This is a genomic window from Amycolatopsis sp. YIM 10, assembly GCF_009429145.1.
GTDB lineage: Bacteria > Actinomycetota > Actinomycetes > Mycobacteriales > Pseudonocardiaceae > Amycolatopsis.
Map to the genome: position 1 here is coordinate 3,897,517 of NZ_CP045480.1, position 22,464 is coordinate 3,919,980.

The 22,464-nt window shown below is 69.9% G+C and carries 20 protein-coding genes; 11 read left to right on the forward strand and 9 right to left on the reverse strand.

What is annotated here, in order from left to right; all coding sequences use genetic code 11:
• Window positions 1-81: 81 nt before the first annotated feature.
• From YIM_RS18815 to YIM_RS18825, 3 genes are read right to left on the reverse strand one after another with little or no spacing between them, the layout of a single operon-like run.
• Complete coding sequence (locus YIM_RS18815; RefSeq protein WP_194240209.1) at window positions 82-450, reverse strand: STAS domain-containing protein; 369 nt, start codon at window positions 448-450, stop codon at window positions 82-84.
• 4 nt (window positions 451-454) lie between these two features.
• Entirely contained in the window at window positions 455-1,342 is an 888-nt protein-coding gene (locus tag YIM_RS18820; protein ID WP_153031595.1) for a DUF3800 domain-containing protein, read from the reverse strand.
• A 24-nt stretch (window positions 1,343-1,366) separates the two neighbouring features.
• Entirely contained in the window at window positions 1,367-1,651 is a 285-nt protein-coding gene (locus tag YIM_RS18825) for a hypothetical protein (protein WP_153031596.1), read from the reverse strand.
• A gap of 326 nt (window positions 1,652-1,977) precedes the next feature.
• Between YIM_RS18825 and YIM_RS18830 the strand changes: the two genes are divergently transcribed.
• Complete coding sequence (locus tag YIM_RS18830) at window positions 1,978-2,730, forward strand: chitinase (protein WP_153031597.1); 753 nt, start codon at window positions 1,978-1,980, stop codon at window positions 2,728-2,730.
• A 25-nt stretch (window positions 2,731-2,755) separates the two neighbouring features.
• On the opposite strand, the gene YIM_RS18835 is transcribed toward YIM_RS18830, so the two are convergent.
• On the reverse strand, window positions 2,756-5,977 hold the full coding sequence (locus YIM_RS18835; protein WP_228004817.1) for a glucodextranase DOMON-like domain-containing protein: 3,222 nt from the start codon (window positions 5,975-5,977) through the stop codon (window positions 2,756-2,758).
• A gap of 173 nt (window positions 5,978-6,150) precedes the next feature.
• On the opposite strand from YIM_RS18835, the gene sucC reads away from it, so the two are divergent.
• From sucC to YIM_RS18850, 3 genes are read left to right on the forward strand one after another with little or no spacing between them, the layout of a single operon-like run.
• Window positions 6,151-7,272: an ADP-forming succinate--CoA ligase subunit beta gene (gene sucC, locus YIM_RS18840; protein WP_153031599.1), complete on the forward strand. Its 1,122-nt coding sequence runs from the start codon at window positions 6,151-6,153 to the stop codon at window positions 7,270-7,272.
• 4 nt (window positions 7,273-7,276) lie between these two features.
• Window positions 7,277-8,164 (forward strand): succinate--CoA ligase subunit alpha, encoded by an 888-nt coding sequence (gene sucD / locus YIM_RS18845; RefSeq protein ID WP_153031600.1) that lies wholly within the window; start codon window positions 7,277-7,279, stop codon window positions 8,162-8,164.
• Complete coding sequence (locus YIM_RS18850) at window positions 8,161-9,042, forward strand: 2-hydroxy-3-oxopropionate reductase (RefSeq protein WP_153031601.1); 882 nt, start codon at window positions 8,161-8,163, stop codon at window positions 9,040-9,042. Before sucD ends, YIM_RS18850 begins: the two co-directional genes overlap by 4 nt.
• Window positions 9,043-9,092: 50 nt before the next feature.
• On the opposite strand, the gene fdhD is transcribed toward YIM_RS18850, so the two are convergent.
• Both fdhD and YIM_RS18860 read right to left on the reverse strand, forming a co-directional pair.
• Window positions 9,093-9,932 (reverse strand): formate dehydrogenase accessory sulfurtransferase FdhD, encoded by an 840-nt coding sequence (fdhD, locus tag YIM_RS18855; protein WP_153031602.1) that lies wholly within the window; start codon window positions 9,930-9,932, stop codon window positions 9,093-9,095.
• On the reverse strand, window positions 9,932-10,906 hold the full coding sequence (locus YIM_RS18860; protein WP_153031603.1) for a ketopantoate reductase family protein: 975 nt from the start codon (window positions 10,904-10,906) through the stop codon (window positions 9,932-9,934). The genes fdhD and YIM_RS18860 overlap by 1 nt, the downstream gene beginning before the upstream one ends.
• Before the next feature lie 102 nt (window positions 10,907-11,008).
• Between YIM_RS18860 and YIM_RS18865 the strand changes: the two genes are divergently transcribed.
• The 7 genes from YIM_RS18865 (at window position 11,009) to YIM_RS18895 (ending at window position 19,663) form a co-directional block, all read left to right on the forward strand.
• Complete coding sequence (locus YIM_RS18865; RefSeq protein WP_153031604.1) at window positions 11,009-11,254, forward strand: DUF6457 domain-containing protein; 246 nt, start codon at window positions 11,009-11,011, stop codon at window positions 11,252-11,254.
• A gap of 134 nt (window positions 11,255-11,388) precedes the next feature.
• Complete coding sequence (locus YIM_RS18870) at window positions 11,389-13,125, forward strand: thiamine pyrophosphate-binding protein (protein ID WP_153031605.1); 1,737 nt, start codon at window positions 11,389-11,391, stop codon at window positions 13,123-13,125.
• Between the two features lie 12 nt (window positions 13,126-13,137).
• Window positions 13,138-14,367 (forward strand): formyl-CoA transferase, encoded by a 1,230-nt coding sequence (gene frc, locus YIM_RS18875; protein WP_153031606.1) that lies wholly within the window; start codon window positions 13,138-13,140, stop codon window positions 14,365-14,367.
• A gap of 1 nt (window position 14,368) precedes the next feature.
• Window positions 14,369-16,516 carry an acetate--CoA ligase family protein gene (locus YIM_RS18880; protein ID WP_153031607.1) on the forward strand — a complete coding sequence of 716 codons (2,148 nt, stop codon included), beginning with the start codon at window positions 14,369-14,371 and terminating at the stop codon, window positions 16,514-16,516.
• A gap of 100 nt (window positions 16,517-16,616) precedes the next feature.
• Window positions 16,617-18,107 (forward strand): Nramp family divalent metal transporter, encoded by a 1,491-nt coding sequence (locus tag YIM_RS18885; RefSeq protein WP_228004818.1) that lies wholly within the window; start codon window positions 16,617-16,619, stop codon window positions 18,105-18,107.
• Between the two features lie 14 nt (window positions 18,108-18,121).
• Complete coding sequence (locus tag YIM_RS18890) at window positions 18,122-18,673, forward strand: hypothetical protein (RefSeq protein WP_153031609.1); 552 nt, start codon at window positions 18,122-18,124, stop codon at window positions 18,671-18,673.
• 21 nt (window positions 18,674-18,694) lie between these two features.
• Window positions 18,695-19,663 carry a TerC family protein gene (locus tag YIM_RS18895; RefSeq protein ID WP_153031610.1) on the forward strand — a complete coding sequence of 323 codons (969 nt, stop codon included), beginning with the start codon at window positions 18,695-18,697 and terminating at the stop codon, window positions 19,661-19,663.
• A gap of 3 nt (window positions 19,664-19,666) precedes the next feature.
• On the opposite strand, the gene YIM_RS18900 is transcribed toward YIM_RS18895, so the two are convergent.
• From YIM_RS18900 to YIM_RS18910, 3 genes are all read right to left on the reverse strand, one after another.
• Complete coding sequence (locus YIM_RS18900) at window positions 19,667-19,864, reverse strand: hypothetical protein (RefSeq protein ID WP_153031611.1); 198 nt, start codon at window positions 19,862-19,864, stop codon at window positions 19,667-19,669.
• Window positions 19,865-19,977: 113 nt separating this feature from the next.
• On the reverse strand, window positions 19,978-20,730 hold the full coding sequence (locus YIM_RS18905) for a GntR family transcriptional regulator (protein WP_153031612.1): 753 nt from the start codon (window positions 20,728-20,730) through the stop codon (window positions 19,978-19,980).
• A gap of 245 nt (window positions 20,731-20,975) precedes the next feature.
• Window positions 20,976-22,364: an MFS transporter gene (locus tag YIM_RS18910; protein WP_194240210.1), complete on the reverse strand. Its 1,389-nt coding sequence runs from the start codon at window positions 22,362-22,364 to the stop codon at window positions 20,976-20,978.
• Window positions 22,365-22,464 lie beyond the last annotated feature (100 nt).

Genomic DNA, 22,464 nt, shown 5'->3' on the forward strand with positions numbered 1-22,464 from the left:
GGCCGGCTGTGACCGGCGGCACCGCGGTTCAACTTACCGCCGCCCCGGCCGATTCGGGATGGCTGGAATCGACCGGAAAGGTCAATCTTCGCCGAGGGCTTCCTCGCGGGTCCGGTAGACGTCGAGCACGTCGGTCAGGCCGGTGATCTCCAGCGGGCGCAGGGTGGCCGTGCCACCGGCCACCACGCGCAGTTCGGCGGCGTCCCCGGCGGCCTCGTGCAGTGAGATCATCGCCTCCAGCCCGGCCGAGGCCAGGAAGACCACGCCGGTCAGGTCCAGCACGAGCCGCGCGGGCCCCTCGGCCAGCGCTTCGGCTCCCGCCTCCCGGACGCGGGGCGCGGTGAGCAGGTCTATCTCGCCGCCCACCACCACGAGCACCGTGGCGCCGAGCCGCTCCGTCCGGACGGTCAGCGGCGGGCCCTCGTCGGACGCCCTCAGGTCGGAAGTCACCGCGTCATCCTCCCACGGGGAGGTCACGGCACGATGCCCGGCGCACTCCGTTCCACCAGGCGGCCGAAGGCGCGGTGAACGGACGCAGCAACGCGGTCAGTTCGGCGTCGCCGCGCCCGTTCAGCTCGTCGGAGGCGATTTTCCTGGCGACCCCGGCGAGGAAGTCGGCGACCTGCACCCTGGCGTCCGCGCGGGAGTCGACGAAGCGCAGGCGCAGTGGGACGTTCCCGATCAGCTCGCGCACCTGGGCGATGCGCCGCACGGTCAGCGAGGGCTGTTCGTCGTGCACCACGGAAACACCGCGGCCGCCGTGACCGGCGCGGCGCACGATTTCGGCGAGGGCGGGCAGCAGCGGGTTCACGATCACCCCGTCGCGCCACGCGGCCACATCGGCCTGGCGGAGCCGGTCCGCCAGGCCGGTCCCGGCCACCAGTTCGGCCAGTGAGTCGACCGGGTGCTGCCGGTTGGTGGAGCGGATCGAGTCGTTGAAGGCGCCGAGCACGCGCGTCCACCCGGCGGCGCCGAACGCGCGCAGGCCATCGGCGTGCAGGCGTTCCTTGTCCTCGCCGAGCAGATCGGCCAGCAGGCCCGCGGTGAAGAACGCCTTGTCGGTCAGGTGCACCTCGGCCAGGCCGTGCACGGGACCGTCCGGGCTCAGCAGCCAGGTCAGCACCGGCCGGTGCTTCGACCGCAGCAGGTGGTTGGCCTTGTACTCCAGCGCGGGGGAGCGGATGCGCTCGCGGATCTCCCGCAGGCACTCCCCGGCGGCGGCCGGGCTCAGCCGCACCCCGGCGTGCGCGAACACGTCGGTCTCCCCGCCGATGAGCTTCTCGCCCTCGGAACCGGATTCGTCGCAGGCGATCTCGACGAACGAGTGCTCGTCGTCACGCATGCGGGTGATCGTAACCCCGGCTGGTCAGGCCACCGGCCGCACGCCCTGCCCGATCGCCGAGGCGAGGAAGCACCAGCCGCGGGAGATGGTCAGGCAGGGCAGGTGCCGTTCCCGCAGCCGCCTCAGCAGTGGCCCGTCGCCGTGCAGCAGTTTCTGGTCGACCACGCCGCAGATGACCCCCTCCTCCACCTCGGCCGCCTCGAGCACGCCGTGGCGCCGCGCCCAGGCGGCCAGCTCGCGCATCGGCGCGGAATCGCCGAGATAGATCACTTTCAGCGCGGTGGCGGTTCTTCGCTCGTCGGTTCCCATCCCTGGCTCCTTCGGTCGGCGCTGCCGGCGGGAATAGCCGGAAACGCGGCTTTCGAAACCGTTGAACACCAGGTACCGGGGGATTCGCCAGTACTTTTCCACGGATTCGTTCAGGTGTTCCGCCCGGTGGTTGTCCGTCCACTGTGGACATGTTGGTGAACGAGATGCATCCGGTTGGGAATCTTCTGACAAAACCGGACAAGCTGCGCCGTCCGGCTTGACTGGGACATTGGTCTAGTCCACGGTCGGTTGGCGTAGCAGGTCGCGGAACGTGTCCGGACGCGGACCGGCCGCGACAGCCGGTCCCCACCTGGCATGGAGGCACTATGTCCATCCGCAAGTCCATTCACCGGAAGCTGGCCGTGGTGGCGGCTTCCCTGGCCGCGGGCGCGCTCGCGGTCGTGGTCCCCTCGGTCGCTTCGGCGGGCCCCGAGACCAGCACCGATGACGTGAACGCCGCGGCGTTCGTGGTCAGCGAGGCCCAGTTCAACCAGATGTTCCCGAACCGGAATCCCTTCTACACCTACAGCGGGCTGACCGCGGCGATGAGCTCGTACCCCGGGTTCGCCAACACGGGCAGTGACACGGTGAAGAAGCAGGAGGCCGCCGCGTTCCTGGCCAACGTCAACCACGAAACCGGTGGCCTGGTCCACATCGTCGAGCAGAACCAGGACAACTACCCGCACTACTGCGACGCCACCCAGCCCTACGGCTGCCCGGCCGGGCAGGCCGCCTACTACGGCCGCGGCCCGGTCCAGCTGAGCTGGAACTTCAACTACAAGGCCGCCGGTGACGCGCTGGGCATCGATCTGCTCAACGACCCGTACCTGGTGCAGAACGACGCGGCGGTGGCCTGGCGGACCGGGCTCTGGTACTGGAACACCCAGACCGGCCCCGGCACGATGACCCCGCACGACGCGATGGTCAACAGCCGCGGCTTCGGCGAGACCATCCGCAGCATCAACGGCGCCCTGGAGTGCGACGGCAAGAACCCGGGCCAGGTCCAGAGCCGGGTCACCGCGTACCAGAACTTCGCCGCGGTGCTCGGCGTCGACCCGGGTGGCAACCTCACCTGCTGAACAACCTGCTGAGCCAGGCCCGCGCTCACCCCAGCGGCACGCCGCGGAGCAGCACCGGCCCGCGGGTGAAGTCGAGCATCACCCCTTGCTCGACGCCCGCCGGGGTGAGCGCGTCCATGACCTTCGGCGCCGTGGCCGGGTCCGCGGCGCAGACCGGGCCCGAGCCACCGGCGGCGCACAGGCCGAAGGTGTAGGGCCCGGCGGTCGTGGTGAACGGGCGCGCCTGGTCCGGGCTGTTGCCGTCCTGCCCGCTGAGGACGACGGCGAACTTCCAGCCCGGACCGGGCGTGCCGAACGCGCTCTTGGGCACGCTGACGGTGATCGTCCGCGACGCCTGGCTCGCCTGGACCGAGGCGGCGCCGAGGGAAACCCCGTCGGCACCGACGAAGGACGGGTCGGCGAAGCCCTGCACCTCGATGCGCCTGCTCCAGGCGTCTTCTTCGGCCAGCGAGTAGTTGCGGCTGGCGGACGGCGCGGTGGTCGCGCCGGTAGCGGCCGGGTCGTGCGCGTAGAGCGTGAGCAGCTGCGCGCCCAGCGGTGAGCCGAAGGTCGGCGTCAGATCACGCAGCCCGGCCCGCAGGACCAGCTGGTCGCCGGTGTCGATCACCTGGAACCGCCGGAGGTCGAAGGCACCGTCGTGGAAGTCGCCCGCGGTCGGGTAGGTGAAGGTGCCGGGTCCGTGGTCGTCGCCTTCGGGATCGGTGACGTCGAGCAGCACCGTGCCGGAGACGAAGTCGGAACTGATCACCCGCTGGGCGTGGCCGGTCCCCCCGGTCACGGTCCCCCCGGTCACGGTCACCACGGTCGCGCCCAATGGCGTCGGCACTTCGGCCTCGAACCGCCCGTCCGCGTCGGCGGTCGTGCTGAACACCGTGGTCGCGCCGCCGGTGTCGGTCGGCGAGGCGGCGAGGTCGACGGTGGTGCCCGGGGGAGCTGTCCCGGTGACGGTGGAGCTCGGCGCCGAGACGGTGTCCGGCGCGCTCAGCGTGACCGGCACCGCGGCGGGCGGAGTCCGGTCGACATAGCGCCCGCGCACCTCGGCGGGCTGCTCGACCAGCCTCCCCACGTCGATGCTGCGCGCCAGCCGGATCGACTCCGACTGCGCCCAGCTCAGCGGGGACGCCGAACCGGCGGCGCCACCGGTTTCGAACCCGATCGACGCGATCGCCGGATCGGTGCCGGACGGCGACGCCGGAACCGGGGCGTTCTCCCAGATCTGCTCGGGGATGAGCCCGGAACCCGTTGCCTGCCCGCGCATCGCGGCCAGCAGCGCGCTCGCGCCCTGGCGGTCACCGGTCTGCACGAGGTGCTCACCGCGTTCCCCGGCGAGCACCGGCCACAGGTGCCCGGAACCGGTGTTCGGTCCCGGCCACGGCCTGCCGGTCGGGCCGCAGTCCGTCGGATCCGGTTCGTAGCAGTCGCCGTAGCCGTCCTCGCTGCCTTCGGCCGCGGTGCCGTAGCGGTACCAGCCGGGCCCGCGCGGGGTGTCGCGCTTGAGGATCTGGTCGACGATCGTCAGCGTGCGCGCCACGTCGGGATCGCTCGCCGGGAGGATGCCGAGCCGGGGCAGTTCGAGGAACCCGGCGTCGACCACCTCGCGCTGGTCCACCGTGATCGACCCGTTCCCGAGGTTGTACCGCACATCGGAATTCGGATGGCCGTTCTTGCTCAACCGCAGGAAGTACCGGCCGTCGCCGTAGGGGCCGGTGGTGGTCACCGTCCACGCCTTCACGCCGCGCTGGAAGTGGTCGGCGGTGGCCAGGTACAGCCGCGCGCGGGCGGGATCGCCGTTACGCTCGGCGATCGTGCCCGCCGCGACCAGCCCGGCGATCTGGGCGGCGATGGTGGAGGGGGAGTGGCCGCTCTGCTCCTCCCAGCGTTCGCTGCCGAAGGACGGGCCGCGCGCGACCAGGAAGTCCGCGGCGCGGCGGATGTGGTCGTACAGACCGGAATCCGCGCCCGACTGCAGCGCCATCAGGATCGGGTACGCGGTTTCGTCGAGCTGGTCGCCGCCGGAGTCGGGCGCCTTCTTGCCGTTGAGCAGGGAGTTGCGCGGGAACCGGCCGTCGGGCTGCTGCTGTCGTTCGAACAGCCAGCGCACGGTCGCCTTGGCGGTGTCCGGATCACCGGCGGCCATCAGACCGGAGAAGCTCTCGTAGAGGTCGCGCGCGAAGATCTCGCGGTAGGAGCCGAAGTAGACGGGCAGTCCCCCTGGCGCGTCACCCGCGCTGACCGCCTGCCCCCACGGGCTGCCGAGCGAGGCCACGATCGCGCCCGGGAAAGTCTTGTCCTCACTGGCTTTCAGCACGTTGACCGAATACTTGTAGGCCTCAGCGTCTTTGGTGTTGCCCGAGCGCAGGGGTTTGAGCCTGCGGTCGTAGTCGTCCCAGCCCTGCGCGTAGACCTTCTTGCTCTGGTCGAACGGGGTGTGCAGGCTGGCTCCGGCGGTGTCGATCGCGGCTTGCGCGCTCCGCCCGAAACCGAGTGACAGCGTGGCGGGCTGGTTCGGCTTGAGGTCGAGCTGGGCGGTCTGCACCACGTTCCCGCCGGTCGCCGACGGGTAGCGGTAGGTCAGCCTTCGGTGCTTGTCGAGCTGTGCGAGCCCGTCGGTCGGCGTGCCGGCGAAACCGCTGACCGTGGCCAGGAAATTCCGGTCGGCACGCAGCGCGGCGGCCAGCGGCGTGCCGTAGTCGCGGGCGGGCGCGCTGCTCCGCGTCTCCGGGTCCGAGCTGACCAGCGCGGTGGTGGCCGCGTCGACCGAAGCGTTGTCGGCACCGCCGTTGACCGGGCCGCCACCGCCGTTGCCGTTGATGTTCGCGTCGAACCGCACGAACACCTTGAGGTCCGCGCCGGACCCGGTCAACGGTTCGAGCCGGGTGCGCAGCAGCACGCTGTCGCGCGCCGGATCGGTGTGGTACTCGGTGATCAGGCGGTAGCGGCCGTTGCGCGCGGTCGAGGTGACCTCGCAGGCCATGCCGCCGGCCCCGGCGGAGCGCACGGTGTAGGTGGTGTCGCGGCTCTGCAGATCGGTGAAGGTGCGGCCGTCGGTGACCACGAACTGCAGCGATTCGACGTTGGTGTTGTCGATCGCCGGGGCGTAGACGTCGGAGAGCACCCCGCCGGCCACGGTGAACCAGACCTTGCTGGTGGTGTTCCGCGCGGTGCCGAGGCAGTCCTTCCGCGCCAGGCCGAAGTGGGACAGCGCGCCGGGACCGACCGGCTCCGCGACCGCTGCCGGTGTTGCCAAGCCCGAGAGAACCACTGCGCTAACCGCGATCGCGCCCGCGCGAACCAGCCGACTCATGCGCCAGATCCCAGCACAGCGCGGCCCCGCGATACAGCCTTGACCTGGGTCGGTAACCGTGTATGAGCAGACAGCCCCTGGACACGAAGCTACATACTGCATACAGTCTACAGATCGTGGATCTGTACGAGTACCAAGCCAAGGAGCTGTTCTCGGCGCACGGAGTTCCGGTCGGCCCGCAGCGCGTGGTCACCGCCCCCGGCGCCGCCGTCGACGCGGCCGCGGAATTCGGCACTCCCGTGGTCCTCAAGGCACAGGTGAAAACCGGCGGGCGCGGCAAGGCCGGGGGAGTGAAGCTGGCCAGGACTCCCGAAGCCGCGTGGGCCGACGCCGAAGCCATTCTCGGCATGGACATCAAGGGGCACGTGGTGCGGCGCCTGCTGGTCACCCCGGCCTCGGACATCCGCGCGGAGTTCTACGTGTCCTACCTGCTCGACCGGGCCGGGCGCACCTTTCTCGCGCTGGCCTCGGCCGAGGGCGGGGTGGACATCGAGGAGAACCCCGATTCGCTGGCCAGGGTCCCGATCGACGCCATCGAGGGCGTGGATCTGGCCAAGGCCAAGGAAATCGCGGCAGCCGCCGGGCTGCCCGACACCGCGGCCGAGGTGCTGGTGAAGTTGTGGGAGGTCTTCGTCGGCGAGGACGCCACGCTGGTCGAGGTGAACCCGCTGGCCCGCGACGGTGACGACCGGATCGTCGCGCTGGACGGGAAAGTCACGCTCGACGGCAACGCCGCGTTCCGCCATCCCGGCCACGCCGACCTGGTGGACACCGAAACCGAGGAACCGCTCGAATCGGCGGCGAAGGCCAAGGGGCTCAACTACGTCAAGCTCGACGGCCACGTCGGCGTGATCGGCAACGGCGCCGGGCTGGTCATGTCCACTTTGGACGTCGTGGCCGGGGCCGGTGCGGCGCCGGCGAACTTCCTCGACATCGGCGGCGGCGCTTCGGCCGAGGTGATGGCGGCCGGGCTGGAGATCATCCTCTCCGATCCGGATGTGCGCAGCGTGCTGGTGAACGTCTTCGGCGGGATCACCGCCTGCGACGCGGTCGCCGACGGCATCGTCAAGGCCTTCGACCTGCTCGGCACCGTCGAACGGCCGATCGTGGTGCGCCTGGACGGCAACAACGCCGAGGCGGGCCGCGAAATCCTGGACCGCGCGGCCCTGCCGGGGCTGATCCGGGCCGACACCATGGACTCCGCCGCGCGGCGCGCGGCCGAACTCGCGGGAGCGTGAGCCGATGGCGATCTTCCTGACCGAGCGATCCCGGATCATCGTCCAGGGCATGACCGGGTCCGAAGGGCGCAAGCACACCGCGCGCATGCTCGCCGCCGGTGCCTCCGTGGTCGGTGGCGTCACGCCCGGCCGGGGCGGGCAGACCGCGGAGATCGGCGGTGTTCGGCTGCCGGTCTACGACGACGTCGGCAAGGCGATGGTGGAAACCGGCGCGGACACCTCGGTGATCTTCGTGCCGCCGCGCTTCGCCAAGGACGCCGTGGTGGAGGCGATCGACGCGGAGATCGGGCTGGCGGTGGTGATCACCGAGGGCATCCCGGTGCACGACGCGGCCTGGTTCTGGGCGCACGCGGTGGCCAAGGGCGGCCGCACCCGGATCATCGGGCCGAACTGCCCCGGCGTGATCAGTCCCGGCAAGTCCAACGCGGGCATCATCCCGGCCGACATCACCGGCGCCGGGCCGATCGGGCTGGTGTCTAAGTCGGGCACGCTGACCTACCAGCTGATGCACGAGCTGCGTGACATCGGTTTCACCACCGCGGTCGGCATCGGCGGTGACCCGGTCATCGGCACCACGCACATCGACGCGCTGGCGGAGTTCCAGGCCGATCCGGCGACCGAGGTGATCGTGCTGATCGGCGAGATCGGCGGGGACGCCGAGGAACGCGCGGCGGAGTACATCGCCGAGCGGGTGACCAAGCCGGTGGTCGGCTACGTCGCCGGATTCACCGCCCCGGAAGGGAAAACCATGGGGCACGCGGGCGCGATCGTGTCCGGCTCGTCCGGGACGGCCGCGGCGAAGAAGGCGGCGCTGGAGGCCGTCGGCGTGCTCGTCGGCCGGACCCCGACCGAGACGGCGAACCTGGTGCGACGGCTGCTGGAGGGCGAATGAGCAACTCGATCGGTTTCATCGGGCTCGGCATCATGGGCGGCCCGATGTCGGTGAACCTGGCGGCCGCCGGATATCAGGTGGCCGGGTACGACGTGCACCGGCCCGCGCTGGAAAAGCTCGTCGCCGCGGGCGGGCGCCCGTGCGACCGGATCGCCGAGGCGGTGGTCGACGCCGACGTCGTGATCACCATGCTGCCGGACTCACCGCAGGTGGAAGAGGTGGTGCTGGGCGAGGAAGGCGTGCTCGACTTCGCGAAGCCGGGCACGCTGCTCATCGACATGAGCACCATCCGGCCGGAGACCTCCCGGCGGGTGGCCGCACTCGCTTCGACCCGCTGCGTCCGGGTGCTCGACGCGCCGGTCAGCGGCGGGCAGCAGGGCGCGATCGACGGCGTACTGTCCATCATGGCCGGTGGTGACGAGAAGGACTTCCTCGCCGCCACCGAGATCTTCGACGTGCTCGGCAAAACCAGGGTGCACGTCGGCCCGCACGGTGCCGGGCAGACGGTGAAGGCGGCGAACCAGCTGGTGGTCGGCGGCACCTACGCCTTGGTGGCCGAGGCGATCGTGTTGCTGGAGGCGTCCGGTGTGGACGCCGCGGCCGGGCTGGAGGTGCTGGCCGGTGGGCTGGCGGGCAGCCGGATCCTCGAACTGAAGCGGAAGTCGATGGTGGCGCGCGAGTTCCAGCCGGGGTTCCGGATCGACCTGCACCACAAGGACATGGGCATCGTGCTCGCCGCCGCCCGCGAGGCGGAGGTGGCGCTGCCCGTCGGCGCGCTGACCGCGCAGCTCATCGCCGCCGCCCGCGCCCAGGGCCACGGCGGACTGGACCACTCGGCCCTGCTCAAGGTGGTCGAAACCCTCTCCGGCAAGCCCTGACCGCGGCCGCTGCCTCCACCACATGTCACGAATGTGGTGGAGGCAGGCACTCACGGCACCGGCGCGGGCTCCGTGAGGCGGTGGGCGCCCGTGTAGACGTTCATCGTCTCGCCGCGGAGGAAGCCGACCAGGGTGAGCCCGGTGTCCTCCGCGAGGTCGGCGGCCAGCGACGACGGGGCCGAAACCGCCGCCAGCGCCGGGATTCCGGCCATGACGGCCTTCTGCACCAGTTCGAACGAAGCCCGCCCCGAGACCAGCAGGATCGACGAACGCAGCGGCAGCAGGCCCGCGCGCAGCGCCCAGCCGACCACCTTGTCCACCGCGTTGTGCCGCCCCACGTCCTCCCGCAGGCACAGCAGCGAACCGTCCACAGTGAACAGACCGGCCGCGTGCAATCCACCCGTGCGGTCGAAAACCCGCTGCGCCGCGCGCAAGGTGTCCGGCAGCCCTGACAACACGGCGGGATCCAGCGAAAGCGGGTCCTCGCGCACCGACCAACGCGCCTCGGTGCGGACCGCGTCCAGGCTCGCCTTCCCGCACACCCCGCACGACGAGGACATGTACACGTTGCGGTCGAGCGAGAACTCCGGCAGCGACACCCCGGGTGCCAGCCGGACGTCGAGCACGTTGTACGTGTTCGAGCCGTCCGACGTGGCGCCCGCGCAGTAGGCGATGCCGGTGATCTCCTCCGTCGCGCCGACCACGCCCTCGCTCACCAGGAACCCGGCGGCGAGGTCGAAGTCGTGGCCGGGCGTGCGCATGGTCACCGACAGCGCGCGCCCGCCCACTCGCACCTCCAGTGGTTCTTCGGCGGCCAGGGTGTCCGCGCGGGACGTCCGCCCGGACGGCGAAATCCGGACCACCCGCCGCCGCGCGGTCACCCTGCCCATCAGGCCGACACCAGCTGGTGGTTGAGCAGGTCCGCCAGCGCGCACACCGCGCGCACCGTCGGCACCTCGACCCCGGTCAGCTCGGCCAGTTCCACCACCGCCTGCAACAGCACGTCCAGTTCGAGCGGCTTGCCCTTCTCCAGGTCCTGGAGCGTGGAGGTCTTGTGCTCACCGGCGCGTTCGGCACCGGCCAGCCTGCGTTCGATGGAGATATCCGGATTCGCGCCGAGCGCGGTGGCCACGGCGAGGGTTTCCCGCATCATCTGCACCACCACCTCGCGCGCGCCGACGTGACGGCAGATGCCCGCCATGGTGGCCCTGGCGAGCGCGCTGATCGGGTTGAAGGCGATGTTTCCCATCAGCTTGAGCCAGATGTCGCGGCGCAGGTCCGCCTCCACCGGGCACTTGAGCCCGCCGGCCACCATCGCCGCGGAGAACTCCGAGCACCGCGGCGAGATCGAGCCGTCGGGTTCGCCGATGGAGAAGCGGGTGCCCTCCAGATGGGTGATCACCCCGGGCGCGGTGATCTCGGTGGCCGCGTAGACCACGCAGCCGATCGCGCGCTCGACCGGCAGGGCGGCGGAGACCGCGCCGTCCGGGTCGACGCTGTTGATCCGGTAGTTCTCGTACTTCCCGGCCAGCTTGTGGAAGTACCACCACGGGATGCCGTTCTGCGCGGCGATCAGCGTGGTGCGTTCGTGCAGCAGGGGTTTCACCATCGGGCCCGCCGCGGCGTACCCGTTGGCCTTGAGGCCGAGGAACACGTGGTCGACCGGGCCGATGGAACCCGGATCGTCGGTGACCCGTGGCCGCGCCACGAAGTCTCCGCGCGCGCTGAGCACGCGGACGCCTGCTTGCGCCATTGCCTTGAGATGAGGGCCCCGGGCGACGAGATGGACCTCGGCCCCGGCCCGGCTGAGATGGGCACCGACATATGCGCCGATGGCGCCGGCGCCGAGAACAGCGACTTTCACGGCGTCACTCCTTGTGTAGGAATTGTATGCAGTATACGGTATGGGTACCTTTCGTCAATGTGTTCGCCTCCCAGCCGGTTCTCCGAAAGAGGGGTGCGCGAAATGAACATGCTCAGCGACTGGACCGTGGCGGTCTGCGCCGAACTGGGGCTGGACGCCGCGGACTGCGAGCGGGCGGTGGTGCTGAAGGTGGCCAGGGAATCCGCTTCGGCGGTGGCCCGGCCGGCGGCGCCGATCACCGCCTTCCTGCTCGGGGTGGCGGTGGGGCGCGGTGTTCCGCCCGCCGAGGCGGTGGCGCGCGTGCACCGTCTCGCCGACGGCTGGCCGCGGATCGACTGGCGCGACTGAAGATCGGGTTCATCCGACGATTGGGGGTGGACACGGTCAGCGCCGGGGTCCACGATATGGATTCATACGGTATGCAGTATGCGGAATCAGCACAGCGGGTACGGCAGTACGACCGAGTGAGGAGTGACGAGGCAATGGCGCAGACGGTCCAGACAGTGCCGGAGAGCGCCGCGGGGGTCAGCGGGCAGGCGCGCACGGAAACGCCCGAACTGATCTCAGGCGGCCACCTCGTGGCGAAGGCACTCAAGGCCGAGGGCGTGGACGTGATCTTCACCCTCTGCGGCGGGCACATCATCGACATCTACGACGGGTGCGTGGACGAGGGCATCGACGTGGTCGACGTCCGGCACGAGCAGGTCGCGGCGCACGCCGCCGACGGTTACGCCCGGATCACCGGGAAACCGGGCTGCGCGGTGGTCACCGCCGGGCCCGGCACCACCGACGCGGTCACCGGCGTGGCGAACGCGCTGCGCGCGGAGAGCCCGATGCTGCTGATCGGCGGCCAGGGCGCGTTGTCCCAGCACAAGATGGGGTCGCTGCAGGACCTCCCGCACGTGGACATGATGACCCCGATCACCAAGTTCGCGGCCACCGTGCCCGCCACCGAGCGCGCGGCCGACATCGTCTCGATGGCCTTCCGCGAGTGCTTCCACGGTGCGCCGGGCCCGTCCTTCCTGGAGATCCCGCGCGACGTGCTCGACGCCAAGGTCCCGGTGGAGAAGGCCCGCGTGCCCGAGGCCGGGCACTACCGGGCCTCCACCCGCTCGGCCGGTGACCCGGTGGCCATCGAGAAACTGGCGGACCTGCTGGCGCACGCGGAGAAACCGTGCGTGCTGCTGGGCAGCCAGGTGTGGACCTGCCGGGCCACCGAGGCGGCCACCGAGTTCGCGCGGCGGCTCAACGTACCCGCCTACATGAACGGCTCCGGCCGCGGCACGCTGCCGCCCGGCGACCCGCACCACTTCCAGCTCTCGCGCCGCTACGCCTTCAACAACGCCGACCTGATCATCATCGTCGGCACCCCGTTCGACTTCCGGATGGGTTACGGGCGCAGGCTTTCCCACGAGGCCACGGTGGTGCAGGTCGACCTGGACTACCGCACCGTCGGCAAGAACCGCGACGTCGACCTCGGCATCGTCGGCGACGCCGGGCTGGTGCTGACCGCGGTCACCGCGGCGTCCACCGGCCGGATCAGCAACGGCGCGGTCAAGCGCAAGGCGTGGCTGGAGGAACTGCGCGCGGTGGAGAACGAGGCGTACCAGAAGCGCCTGCCGCGCCAGCTCTCCGAGCAGAACCCGATCGACCCGTACCGCCTGGTGCACGAGATCAACGAGTTCATCACCGAGGACTCCATCTACATCGGCGACGGCGGCGACATCGTCACCTTCTCCGGTCAGGTGGTGCAGCCGAAGGCACCGGGCAACTGGATGGACCCCGGTCCACTCGGGACGCTCGGCGTAGGCGTGCCGTTCGCGATGGCGGCCAAGTACGCCCGGCCGCAGTCCGAAGTGGTCTGCCTCTTCGGCGACGGCGCGTTCTCCCTGACCGGGTGGGACTTCGAGACCATGGTCCGGTTCAACCTGCCGTTCGTCGGCATCGTCGGGAACAACTCGTCGATGAACCAGATCCGCTACGGCCAGATCCAGAAGTACGGCGAACCACGCGGCCGGATCGGCAACACCCTCGGTGACGTCCGCTACGACGAGTTCGCCCGCATGCTCGGCGGGTACGGCGAAGAGGTCCGCGACCCGGCGGACATCCGGCCCGCGCTGGAGCGCGCCCGCGAGTCCGGCAAGCCGTCGCTGATCAACGTCTGGGTCGATCCCGACGTCTACGCGCCGGGAACGATGAACCAGACCATGTACAAGTAGGGGAGTGCGGAGATGACCAAGGCGTTGGCGGGCATTCGCGTGCTCGACATGACCCATGTGCAGTCCGGTCCGTCCTGCACGCAGATACTGGCGTGGCTCGGCGCGGACGTGGTGAAGCTGGAGGCGCCGTCGGGCGACATCACCCGCAAGCAGCTGCGTGATCTGCCCGATGTGGACAGTCTCTACTTCACCATGCTGAACAGCAACAAGCGCAGCATCACGCTCAACATGAAGAGCGAGCGGGGCAAGGAGCTGTTCACCGAGATGGTGCCCCGCTTCGACATCCTGGTGGAGAACTTCGGGCCGGGCACCATCGAGCGGATGGGCTATGGCTGGGACAAGCTGCAGGAACTCAACCCGCGGCTGATCTACGCCTCCATCAAGGGCTTCGGCGACGGGCCGTACAAGCACTTCAAGGCCTACGAGGTGGTCGCGCAGGCGATGGGCGGCTCGATGAGCACCACCGGGTTCGAGGACGGCGCGCCGCTGGCGACCGGCGCGCAGATCGGCGACTCGGGCACCGGCATCCACACCGTGGCAGGCATTCTCGCCGCGCTCTACCAGCGCGAGCACACCGGCCGCGGGCAGCGGGTCACCGTGGCCATGCAGCACGCGGTGCTCAACCTGTGCCGGGTCAAGCTGCGCGACCAGCAGCGCCTGACACACGGCCCGCTGGCCGAGTACCCGAACGAGAACTTCGGCGACGAGGTGCCCCGCTCGGGCAACGCCTCCGGCGGCGGGCAGCCGGGCTGGGCGGTGCGGTGCGCGCCCGGCGGGCCGAACGACTACGTGTACGTGATCGTGCAGCCGGTTGGCTGGGAGCCGATCGCGAAGCTGATCGGCCGCCCGGAACTGGCCGACGATCCCGAATGGGCCACGCCGGAGGCCCGGCTGCCCAAGCTGGACAAGATGTTCCAGCTGATCGAGGAATGGACGATCAACCACAGCAAGTGGGAAGTGCTCGCGAAGCTCAACGCGCACAACGTCCCGTGTGGACCGATCATGTCCACCAAGGAGCTGATCGAGGACACCTCGCTGGCGGACAACGACATGGTGGTCCGCGTGCCGCACCCCGAGCGCGGTGAGTTCACCACGGTCGGCTGCCCGATCAAGCTGTCGGACTCCCCGGTCGAGGTCGAGCGCTCCCCGCTGCTCGGCGAGCACAACCAGGAAATCTTCAGCGGCGAACTGGGCGTGGACGCCGCCGAGTTCGCCGCGCTGCAGTCGAACGGAGTGATCTGAGGTGTCGAAAACCAACGTGGACACCGCCGCGGTACGTGAAGTGCTCGACAAGGTCCGCGCCGAAGGACGTGCCGCGCTGACCGCGCCGGAGGGCAGGCGGATCTGCGAGGCCTACGGCATTCCGACGCCGGGTGAGGGCCTGGCCACCACCGAGGACGAGGCGGCGAAGCTGGCCGCGGACCTCGGTTTCCCGGTGGCGCTGAAGATCGTCTCGCCGGACATCCTGCACAAGACCGACGCGGGCGGCGTGCTGGTCGGCGTCGACAGCGCCGACGAGGTGCGTGAGGGTTACCGCAGGATCCTGGCCAATGCCAAGGCGTACAACGCTTCCGCGGAGATCGCCGGGATCCAGGTGCAGCAGATGCTGGCCGGCGGCCAGGAGGTGATCATCGGCGCGACCACCGACTCCACCTTCGGCAAGGTGGTCGCGTTCGGCCTCGGCGGCGTGCTGGTCGAGGTGCTCAAGGACATCACCTTCCGGCTGGCGCCGATCGACGCCGACGAGGCCAGGTCCATGCTGGACGGCATCGAGGCGGCCGAAGTGCTGCGCGGGGTCCGTGGCGCGGACCCGGTGGACGCCGATGCGCTGGCCGGGGTGGTCGAGCGGGTTTCCGCGCTGGTCACCGACTTCCCGGAAATCGCCGAGGTCGACCTCAACCCGGTGTTCGCCACCAAGGACGGGGCCACCGCGGCCGACGTCCGGATCCTGGTGGAGACCGAGGAGGTCGCCGAGCCGGTCCGGCACGATCCGGACGAGATCCTGCGGGTGATGACCAAGCTGATGAACCCGGCCGCGGTCGCGGTGATCGGCGCGTCGAACGAGCAGGGCAAGATCGGCAACTCGGTGATGCGCAACCTGATCGGCGGCGGGTACGCGGGTCAGATCCACCCGATCAACCCGAAGTCCGACGAGGTCGAAGGCCGCCAGGCGTACAAGGCGATCGGTGACGTACCGGGCGACATCGACGTCGCCGTGTTCGCCATCCCGGCGAAGTTCGTGCCCGGCGCGCTGGAGGAGTGCGGTGCCAAGGGCGTCTCGGCCGCGGTGCTGATCCCGTCCGGGTTCGCCGAGACCGGCAACGTCGAGCTGCAGGACCAGGTGGTCGAAGTGGCCCGGCGGCACGGCATCCGCCTGCTCGGGCCGAACATCTACGGTTACTACTACACACCGAGCAATCTCTGCGCGACCTTCTGCACGCCGTACGACGTGCGCGGCGGCGTGGCGCTGACCTCGCAGAGCGGTGGCATCGGCATGGCCATCCTCGGTTTCTCCCGCACCACGAAGATGGGCGTGTCGGCCATCGTCGGCCTCGGCAACAAGTCCGATGTGGACGAAGACGACCTGCTGACCTTCTTCGAGCACGACGACAACACCACCTGCGTGGCGATGCACCTCGAAGACCTCAAGGACGGCAGGGCCTTCGTCGACGCCGCGCGGCGGATCACCAAGAAGAAGCCGGTGGTGGTGCTCAAGGCCGGGCGGACCGCGCTCGGCGCGCGGGCGGCCAGCTCGCACACCGGCGCGCTGGCCGGTGACGACAAGGTCTACGACGACATCCTCCGGCAGGCCGGCGTGGTACGCGCACCCGGGCTGAACGAGATGCTCGAGTACGCGCGTGGCCTGCCGCTGCTGCCCACGCCCCAGGGCGAGAACGTCGTGATCATCACCGGGGCCGGTGGTTCCGGCGTGCTGCTCTCGGACGCCTGTGTCGAAGCAGGACTGTCCTTGATGGACATTCCGCCGGACCTGGACGAGTCCTTCCGCAAGTTCATCCCGCCGTTCGGCGCGGCGGGCAACCCGATCGACATCACCGGCGGCGAGCCGCCGTCGACCTACGAGGCGACGGTCCGCCTCGGCCTGACCGACGACCGCATCCACGCGCTCATCCTCGGCTACTGGCACACCATCGTCACCCCGCCGATGGTCTTCGCCGAACTGATCGCCAAGGTCGTGCAGGAAGCCAGGGACCAGGGCATCGACAAGCCCGTGGTCGCCTCGCTGGCCGGGGACACCGAGGTCGAGCAGGCCTGCGAATACCTCTACGACCACGGGATCGTGGCATACCCGTACACCACCGAGCGCCCGGTCCAGGTGCTCGGCGCGAAGTACCGGTGGGCGCGGTCGGCCGGTCTGCTCCGCCCGGCCTGAACCACGGGCGCGGTCTGGGAGGGGGTCTCCACCCGAGAGAACAAAAAGCGGCTGACGACAACGCGGTGAAACGGAGAGGCCAATGGTGGATTCTTCGAAAGTGCCGATCTCGGGATCGGCGAGTGGTGAGGCCGCGGCCTCACCAGCCGGGGAACGGGTCTGGAAGGCAGGCGGCCTGGAGCCGATGCCGATCCGCCCGCTGCCCGAGGCACCACCCTCGATCCACATCCTCGGACCGACGGTGTTCCTGGTGGCGCTCGGCGTCGGCATGGGCGAGTCCTACATGTGGCCCAGGCTGGTGCTGGTGTTCGGCCCCGACATCCGATGGCTGTTCCTGATCGGCGTGACGCTCCAGGCCATCGTGATGCTGGAAATGGCGCGGTACGCGATGGCGACCGGGGAGAGCATCTTCACCGGCGCCGCGCGCATCTTCAAACCGCTGATGTGGTTCTTCTTCGCGGTGGCGATCCTGGTCTATATCTGGCCCGGCCACGTATCGGCCGGGGCGGCGGCGCTGGAGGAGATAACCGGCATACCGTGGGTCGTGGCCGCCTGCGTTGGCCTGGTTCTGGTCGGGGTGATCTTCAGCCTGGCCAAGGTGGTCTACAACCTGCTGGAGAACCTGCTCTCGATCATGATCGGGCTGCTGGTGGTGGGCACCGCGGTGGTGGCCTCGATGGTGGGCAACTGGAGCGACGTGACCAGCACGCTCTCGGGCATGTTCGCCTTCGGGTACTTCCCGCCGGAGGCGATGTCGTCCACCTGGTTCCCGATCGTGGTCGGCTCGATCGCCTTCGCCGGGCCGTCCGGCATGCAGCAGATGTGGTACACGCTGCACCTGCGTGACAGCGGCGCCGGAATGGGCGCGCACATCCCGAAGATCCGCGGGCTGCGCCACGCCGGCAACGAGGAGCAGATGCCCTCGCGCGGCTACATGTTCGACACCTCCGACCCGGAGGAGATGCGCAAGTGGAAGGGCTGGCGGCGCTGGGTGACCTTCGACGCGCTGCTGTTGTTCTGGGGCGTCACGATGCTGGTGACGATCTCGTTCACGGTCCTGGCCCGCGCGGCCGACCGCAACAGCCCCGACGTCAAGGCGCTGATCGAATCCGGTGAGCGCGAGGCGGCGCTGAGCGCGATGTCGGACACCTTCGCCGTGGTCGGCGGGCCGGTGCTCGGCTCGGTGTTCCTCGGCTTCATCGCCCTGATCGGGATGAACGCCACGCTGGGCCTGTTCGACTCGTTCTCGCGCGGACAGGCGGACATGACCTACTTCTTCGTGCCCGGCGCGAAGAAGCTGAAGATGTCCCACCTGTACGCGGGATTCCTGTGGGGCCTGATCATCTTCGGCATCCTGATCCTGCTGTTCGGCCCGGCCGACGGACCGAGCCAGATCCTGGACGTGCTCTCGTTCCTGTCCGCGTTCGCGATGGGTGCCTACTGCGTGGTGCTGCTGCTGGTGAACAACAAGCTGCTGCCGAAACCGATCCGCCCCAAGTGGTGGACGAACCTGGTGATCGGCTTCGGCGCGGTGTTCTACCTCGGCATGCTGTTCTACAGCCTCATCCGCTTCGGCGTGGTACTGGACTGATGGCGGTGGTGGTCATGCCGAACGCAGAACGCCTGCGCCGCACCGGCGAGCTGGCCTTTCCCGGGTTCGCCGTGGGCACGCTGGCCGGCGTGCTGGCCGGGGGACTGACCGCGATCGCCGGTCAGCCCGCCGGCTGGGCGATGGTCTCGGCGGTGGCGCTCGCGCTGCCGCTGGGGCTCGTCGGCGGGCTGTACAGCCTGCTGATGGTCCGCGGGGTGGTCCGGCCGGGCACCTTCGCCCCGGCTGCGCTGCTCTGGCTCTTCGGGTTCCCGCTGGCCCGGCTGATCCAGGAGGCGGCCGCGCGCTACGCCATCTTCGGTGAGCCCGGTGTCCCCGCCGACCTGCCCGGTTTCCTGGCGTTCCAGGCGATCGTGAGCGCGGGGTTCGCCATCGGCTTCCTGTGGATGCACGAGCGCATCGCGCCGCAGTGGCTGGCGAAGGTCGCCATCCGCAACCCGGCCGCCGCGGTGGCCTACGACCGGTACGCCGCGCATTCGCGGTTGCTGTACTCGGCGAAGCAAGCCAGGCGGGAGGCGAAAGCGAAAGCACGCGCCAATCGCCGGTGACGAAGAAAGGTGCCGATGGAGATGCCCGCCTTTCCCGCCTGGGTGTGGATGGTGACCGTGGCCGTGCTGGCCCTCGTCATCCTGCTCGACTTCTGGCTGGTGGCCCGCAATCCCCGCGATCCCTCGCTGCGCGAGTGCACCGGGTGGGTCGCGCTCTATGTCAGCCTCGCCTGCCTGTTCGGCCTGGGCCTGGTGGCCTTCGCCGGGCCGAAGGCAGGCGGCGAGTTCTTCGCCGGCTGGCTCACCGAGTATTCGCTCTCGGTGGACAACCTGTTCGTTTTCGTGATCATCATGGGCACCTTCGCGGTGCCGAAGCTCTACCGCCAGAAGGTGCTGCTGGTCGGCATCGTGCTGGCGCTGCTGATGCGCGCGGTCTTCATCGCGGTCGGCGCGCAGGCGCTGGAGAGCTTCGCCTGGCTGTTCTACGTCTTCGGCGCCTTCCTGGTGTTCACCGCCTGGAAGCTGTTGCGCCACAACAACGAGGAGGAGGACTTCAAGGAAAACGCGGTGCTGCGGCTGACCAGGCGGGTGCTGCCGACCGCGGACGACTACGACGGTGCCCGCATGGTGACCAAAGTGGACGGACGGCGGCTGGTGACGCCGATGCTGATCGTGATGGTCGCCATCGGCACCACCGACCTGCTGTTCGCGCTGGACTCCATTCCGGCCATCTTCGGCCTGACCAAGGAGCCCTACCTGGTGTTCACCGCGAACGCGTTCGCACTGATGGGCCTGCGCCAGCTGTTCTTCCTGATCGGCGGACTGCTGGACAAGCTGGTCTACCTGTCCTACGGGCTCGCGGTGATCCTCGGTTTCATCGGGGTCAAGCTGGTGCTCGAAGCGCTGCACCACGACGGGGTCGCCTGGGCCCCGGCCATCCCCATCGTGGTGTCGTTGACGGTGATCATCGGCACGCTGGCCGTGACCACGGTGGCGAGCCTGCTCAAGACGCGGGCCGACCGCGCCAAGGAGCCGGTCGCCACCTCGTGAAGATCAGGAGACGGGAGCGTTCCGCTCGCCGCTGCTGCCCGTCGCCGCCTCGCGGCGCAGGTAGTCCTCGACCTCGGTGCTGGGGTCGCGGCGGGCGGCCTCCATCGCGGTCGCCAGGCCGAGGCCCATCGCGCGGCCGTCGGCGTTGAAGCCGCGGGGCGCGCCGAGCACGTCCTTGATCAGTTCCTTCATCGTGCGCATAACTGTTTCACCTTCTTTCCGGAGGTACCCAGGGTTTCTCCCACCGGCACGGCCGTCATCGGCCGTGCCGGTGCTGGGTCTGATTACTGCGGGGTGCGGTGCGCCGGGCGGGGTTACCGCCGCGCGGACGCGGTGCCGGGCCGGCGGCGGGTGCGGACCAGGGTCGGCGGCTGTTCGGGCTCGGCGGCGGACTTGCGCTGGTCCAAATAGGACTTGCGGGTCCGCTCGGTGTGCTCGCGCATGATCCGCGCGGCGGCCTCGGCGTCGCCCTTTTCGATGGCGTCGACCATCTTCGCGTGCTCCTGCCAGGACCGCTTCCCGCGCTGGCGGGCGATCGGCGTGTAGTACCAGCGCACCCGGCGATCGACCTGGGTGGCGAAGTCGAGCAGCACGCGATTGCCGGACAGCTCGGTCACGCAGCGGTGCAGGGCGGCGTTGGCCTCCACCATGCCTTCGATGTCGTCGACAGCGACCGCGGCTTCGCCCTGGCGGCACAGCTCGCGCAGCCTGGCCACCCCGGCCGCGTCGGCGTGCAGCGCGGCCAGGCGGGCGGATTCGGTTTCCAGCAGGGCACGGACCACCAGCAGTTCGTCGGCCTCGGCCTCGGTGGGCACGTGGACGAAGGCGCCGTAGCCGGGGCGCAGATCCACCCAGCCCTCGGAGTTGAGCAGCTGCAGTGCTTCCCGGACCGGCTGGCGGGACACGCCCAGCATCTCCGCCAGCTCGCTTTCGACCAGGTGCTGGCCCGCTGCGAGGTGCCCGGAGATGATCAGCTCCTGCATCGACTGGTACACCCGCTCGCGCAGGGGCACCGGCCGGTCGATCCGGCGAGCCGCCACGCTTGTCGGCAACTCCGTCGGCTGCATGATGTCTCCCAGGGCTTGGTCGGCGGAGCGGCACCGGTGGTTCCGGCGACTCCCCGTAGTTTTTCGTCGACTGCCTACAGCATACAATGCGAATCTTTGTCCGGTTTGGTGAACGCAGTCACACATCGGGTGTTTTCAGTGTGACATGGCTTTCACCTGGCTGCGCCGGACTCCGCCGCGCGGGGTGACCAGGGGCGCAGATTACCGCCGAAAGTGTGGTCACCCCCTTGGTTTTCAAACTCCGGTCAAACTCCGGGCAATGGGGAACGGGTAACCGGAATCGTGCTGAGCAAACCCGGTTGCCGCAGCCTGCGGCACAACGAGGCCGCACCGAGCGCCAGCGCGCCGGCGATCAGGAAGATCGTGGTGTAGCCCCAGCTGGTCGCCACCAGCGCCACCGCGCCGACCCCGGCCACCCCGCCGAGCGCCTTCGCGCTGTAGATGACGGCGTTGGTCTCCAGGTGCGAGCGCTCGCCGAAGTACTCGCGCGCCAGGCTGGCGAACAGCGGGTAGAAGGCACCGCCACCGGCTCCGGCGACGACCGCCGCGAGCAGCAGCAGGGCCACCGAACCCGAGGCGACCGCGCCGGCCAGCACGAGCTGCCCGGCGCCCAGGATGGCGACCACCGCGCGGATCGTGCGCACCCGGCCCGCTTCGGCGGAGATCCGGATGGCCAGCGAGCGCCCGACCCCGTTCACCCCGACCAGCAGGCAGGTGCCGATCGCGGCCGCGGGCAGGCCGAGGCCGCGGCCGGCCGCCATCACCGCGAGGAACGCCACGTCGAGCAGGGATACCGCGCTGGCAAGGAAAACGATCACGTACATCAGCGGCAGCGCGCCGGTGCGAAGTGCTTGGCGGGAGGAGTACTGACGAGCGGCGCGGCGCGGGTTGAGGCGGCGGTCCAGTGCCCATTCACGCGGGTCGAGGTGCGGCGGCCACCAGTTCGGCGGCGGGTCGCGGAACAGCAGCGCCGACGTGGCGATGACCGCCGCGAGCACCACCGCGGTGGCGATCAGCACGGGGGAGAGGGTGCCGGTCCCGCTGCCGACGGCGAAGGCGATCACGAACGGCACGCAGCCGCAGGCGAACGCGCCGGTGGCGAGGCTGGTCGCGGCCGCGGAGCGCTCCGGGAACCACTTGGCCACCGTGGAGGAACAGGTCGCGTACACCAGGCCCGCGCCGGTCCCGGAGAGCACGGAATAACCGAGCACGCCGACGAGCCCGGAGTCGAAGGCGAGCGCGAGCGGTCCGAGCGGCACCAGCACCGCACCGGTCAGCATGGCCGCGCGCGGGCCGATGCGGCCGCGTTCACGGAGGTAGGCGGCGGGAAAACCAGCCCCGGCCTGGAAAACCGTCCACAGCGCGAGCAGTCCGAACGCCTGGCCCATGGTCCAGCCGCGGTCGAGCAGGCCGGGCACCAGCAGGCCGAAGGCGTACTGCGGCACGCCGATCGCGGCCATCGCGGCGAGCGCCGGGCCGAGCACCCAGGCCCGCGAGCGCCCGGTGAGCTGCTCGGCGGCGGGCCCGACCCGGTAGGTGCGGCCCAGATAGCCGAAAACGCGGTACGGGCCAGGCGGGCGATCCCAGAATCCCCGGACTTCCTCCTGCTGCTGCGGTGCGCCAGACGGGCTCATCTTCGCCTCCGACCGAGAACGGCGTTGCCAACATGTTCCATACTGCATACAGTCTACAGGTCTTGAGACGCAGAACACACCCTTTCCCGGCACCTTCCGG

What these genes read in the sequence shown, in the direction of transcription:
- YIM_RS18905 (WP_153031612.1), bottom strand. Translation starts at nt 20,730, where the DNA reads ATGCAGCCGACGGAGTTGCCGACAAGCGTGGCGGCTCGCCGGATCGAC.
- YIM_RS18850 (WP_153031601.1), top strand. Translation starts at nt 8,161, where the DNA reads ATGAGCAACTCGATCGGTTTCATCGGGCTCGGCATCATGGGCGGCCCG.
- YIM_RS18910 (WP_194240210.1), bottom strand. Translation starts at nt 22,364, where the DNA reads ATGAGCCCGTCTGGCGCACCGCAGCAGCAGGAGGAAGTCCGGGGATTC.
- YIM_RS18895 (WP_153031610.1), top strand. Translation starts at nt 18,695, where the DNA reads ATGCCCGCCTTTCCCGCCTGGGTGTGGATGGTGACCGTGGCCGTGCTG.
- YIM_RS18825 (WP_153031596.1), bottom strand. Translation starts at nt 1,651, where the DNA reads ATGGGAACCGACGAGCGAAGAACCGCCACCGCGCTGAAAGTGATCTAT.
- YIM_RS18865 (WP_153031604.1), top strand. Translation starts at nt 11,009, where the DNA reads ATGAACATGCTCAGCGACTGGACCGTGGCGGTCTGCGCCGAACTGGGG.
- frc (WP_153031606.1), top strand. Translation starts at nt 13,138, where the DNA reads ATGACCAAGGCGTTGGCGGGCATTCGCGTGCTCGACATGACCCATGTG.
- fdhD (WP_153031602.1), bottom strand. Translation starts at nt 9,932, where the DNA reads ATGGGCAGGGTGACCGCGCGGCGGCGGGTGGTCCGGATTTCGCCGTCC.
- YIM_RS18900 (WP_153031611.1), bottom strand. Translation starts at nt 19,864, where the DNA reads ATGCGCACGATGAAGGAACTGATCAAGGACGTGCTCGGCGCGCCCCGC.
- YIM_RS18820 (WP_153031595.1), bottom strand. Translation starts at nt 1,342, where the DNA reads ATGCGTGACGACGAGCACTCGTTCGTCGAGATCGCCTGCGACGAATCC.
- sucD (WP_153031600.1), top strand. Translation starts at nt 7,277, where the DNA reads ATGGCGATCTTCCTGACCGAGCGATCCCGGATCATCGTCCAGGGCATG.
- YIM_RS18870 (WP_153031605.1), top strand. Translation starts at nt 11,389, where the DNA reads ATGGCGCAGACGGTCCAGACAGTGCCGGAGAGCGCCGCGGGGGTCAGC.
- YIM_RS18830 (WP_153031597.1), top strand. Translation starts at nt 1,978, where the DNA reads ATGTCCATCCGCAAGTCCATTCACCGGAAGCTGGCCGTGGTGGCGGCT.
- YIM_RS18890 (WP_153031609.1), top strand. Translation starts at nt 18,122, where the DNA reads ATGCCGAACGCAGAACGCCTGCGCCGCACCGGCGAGCTGGCCTTTCCC.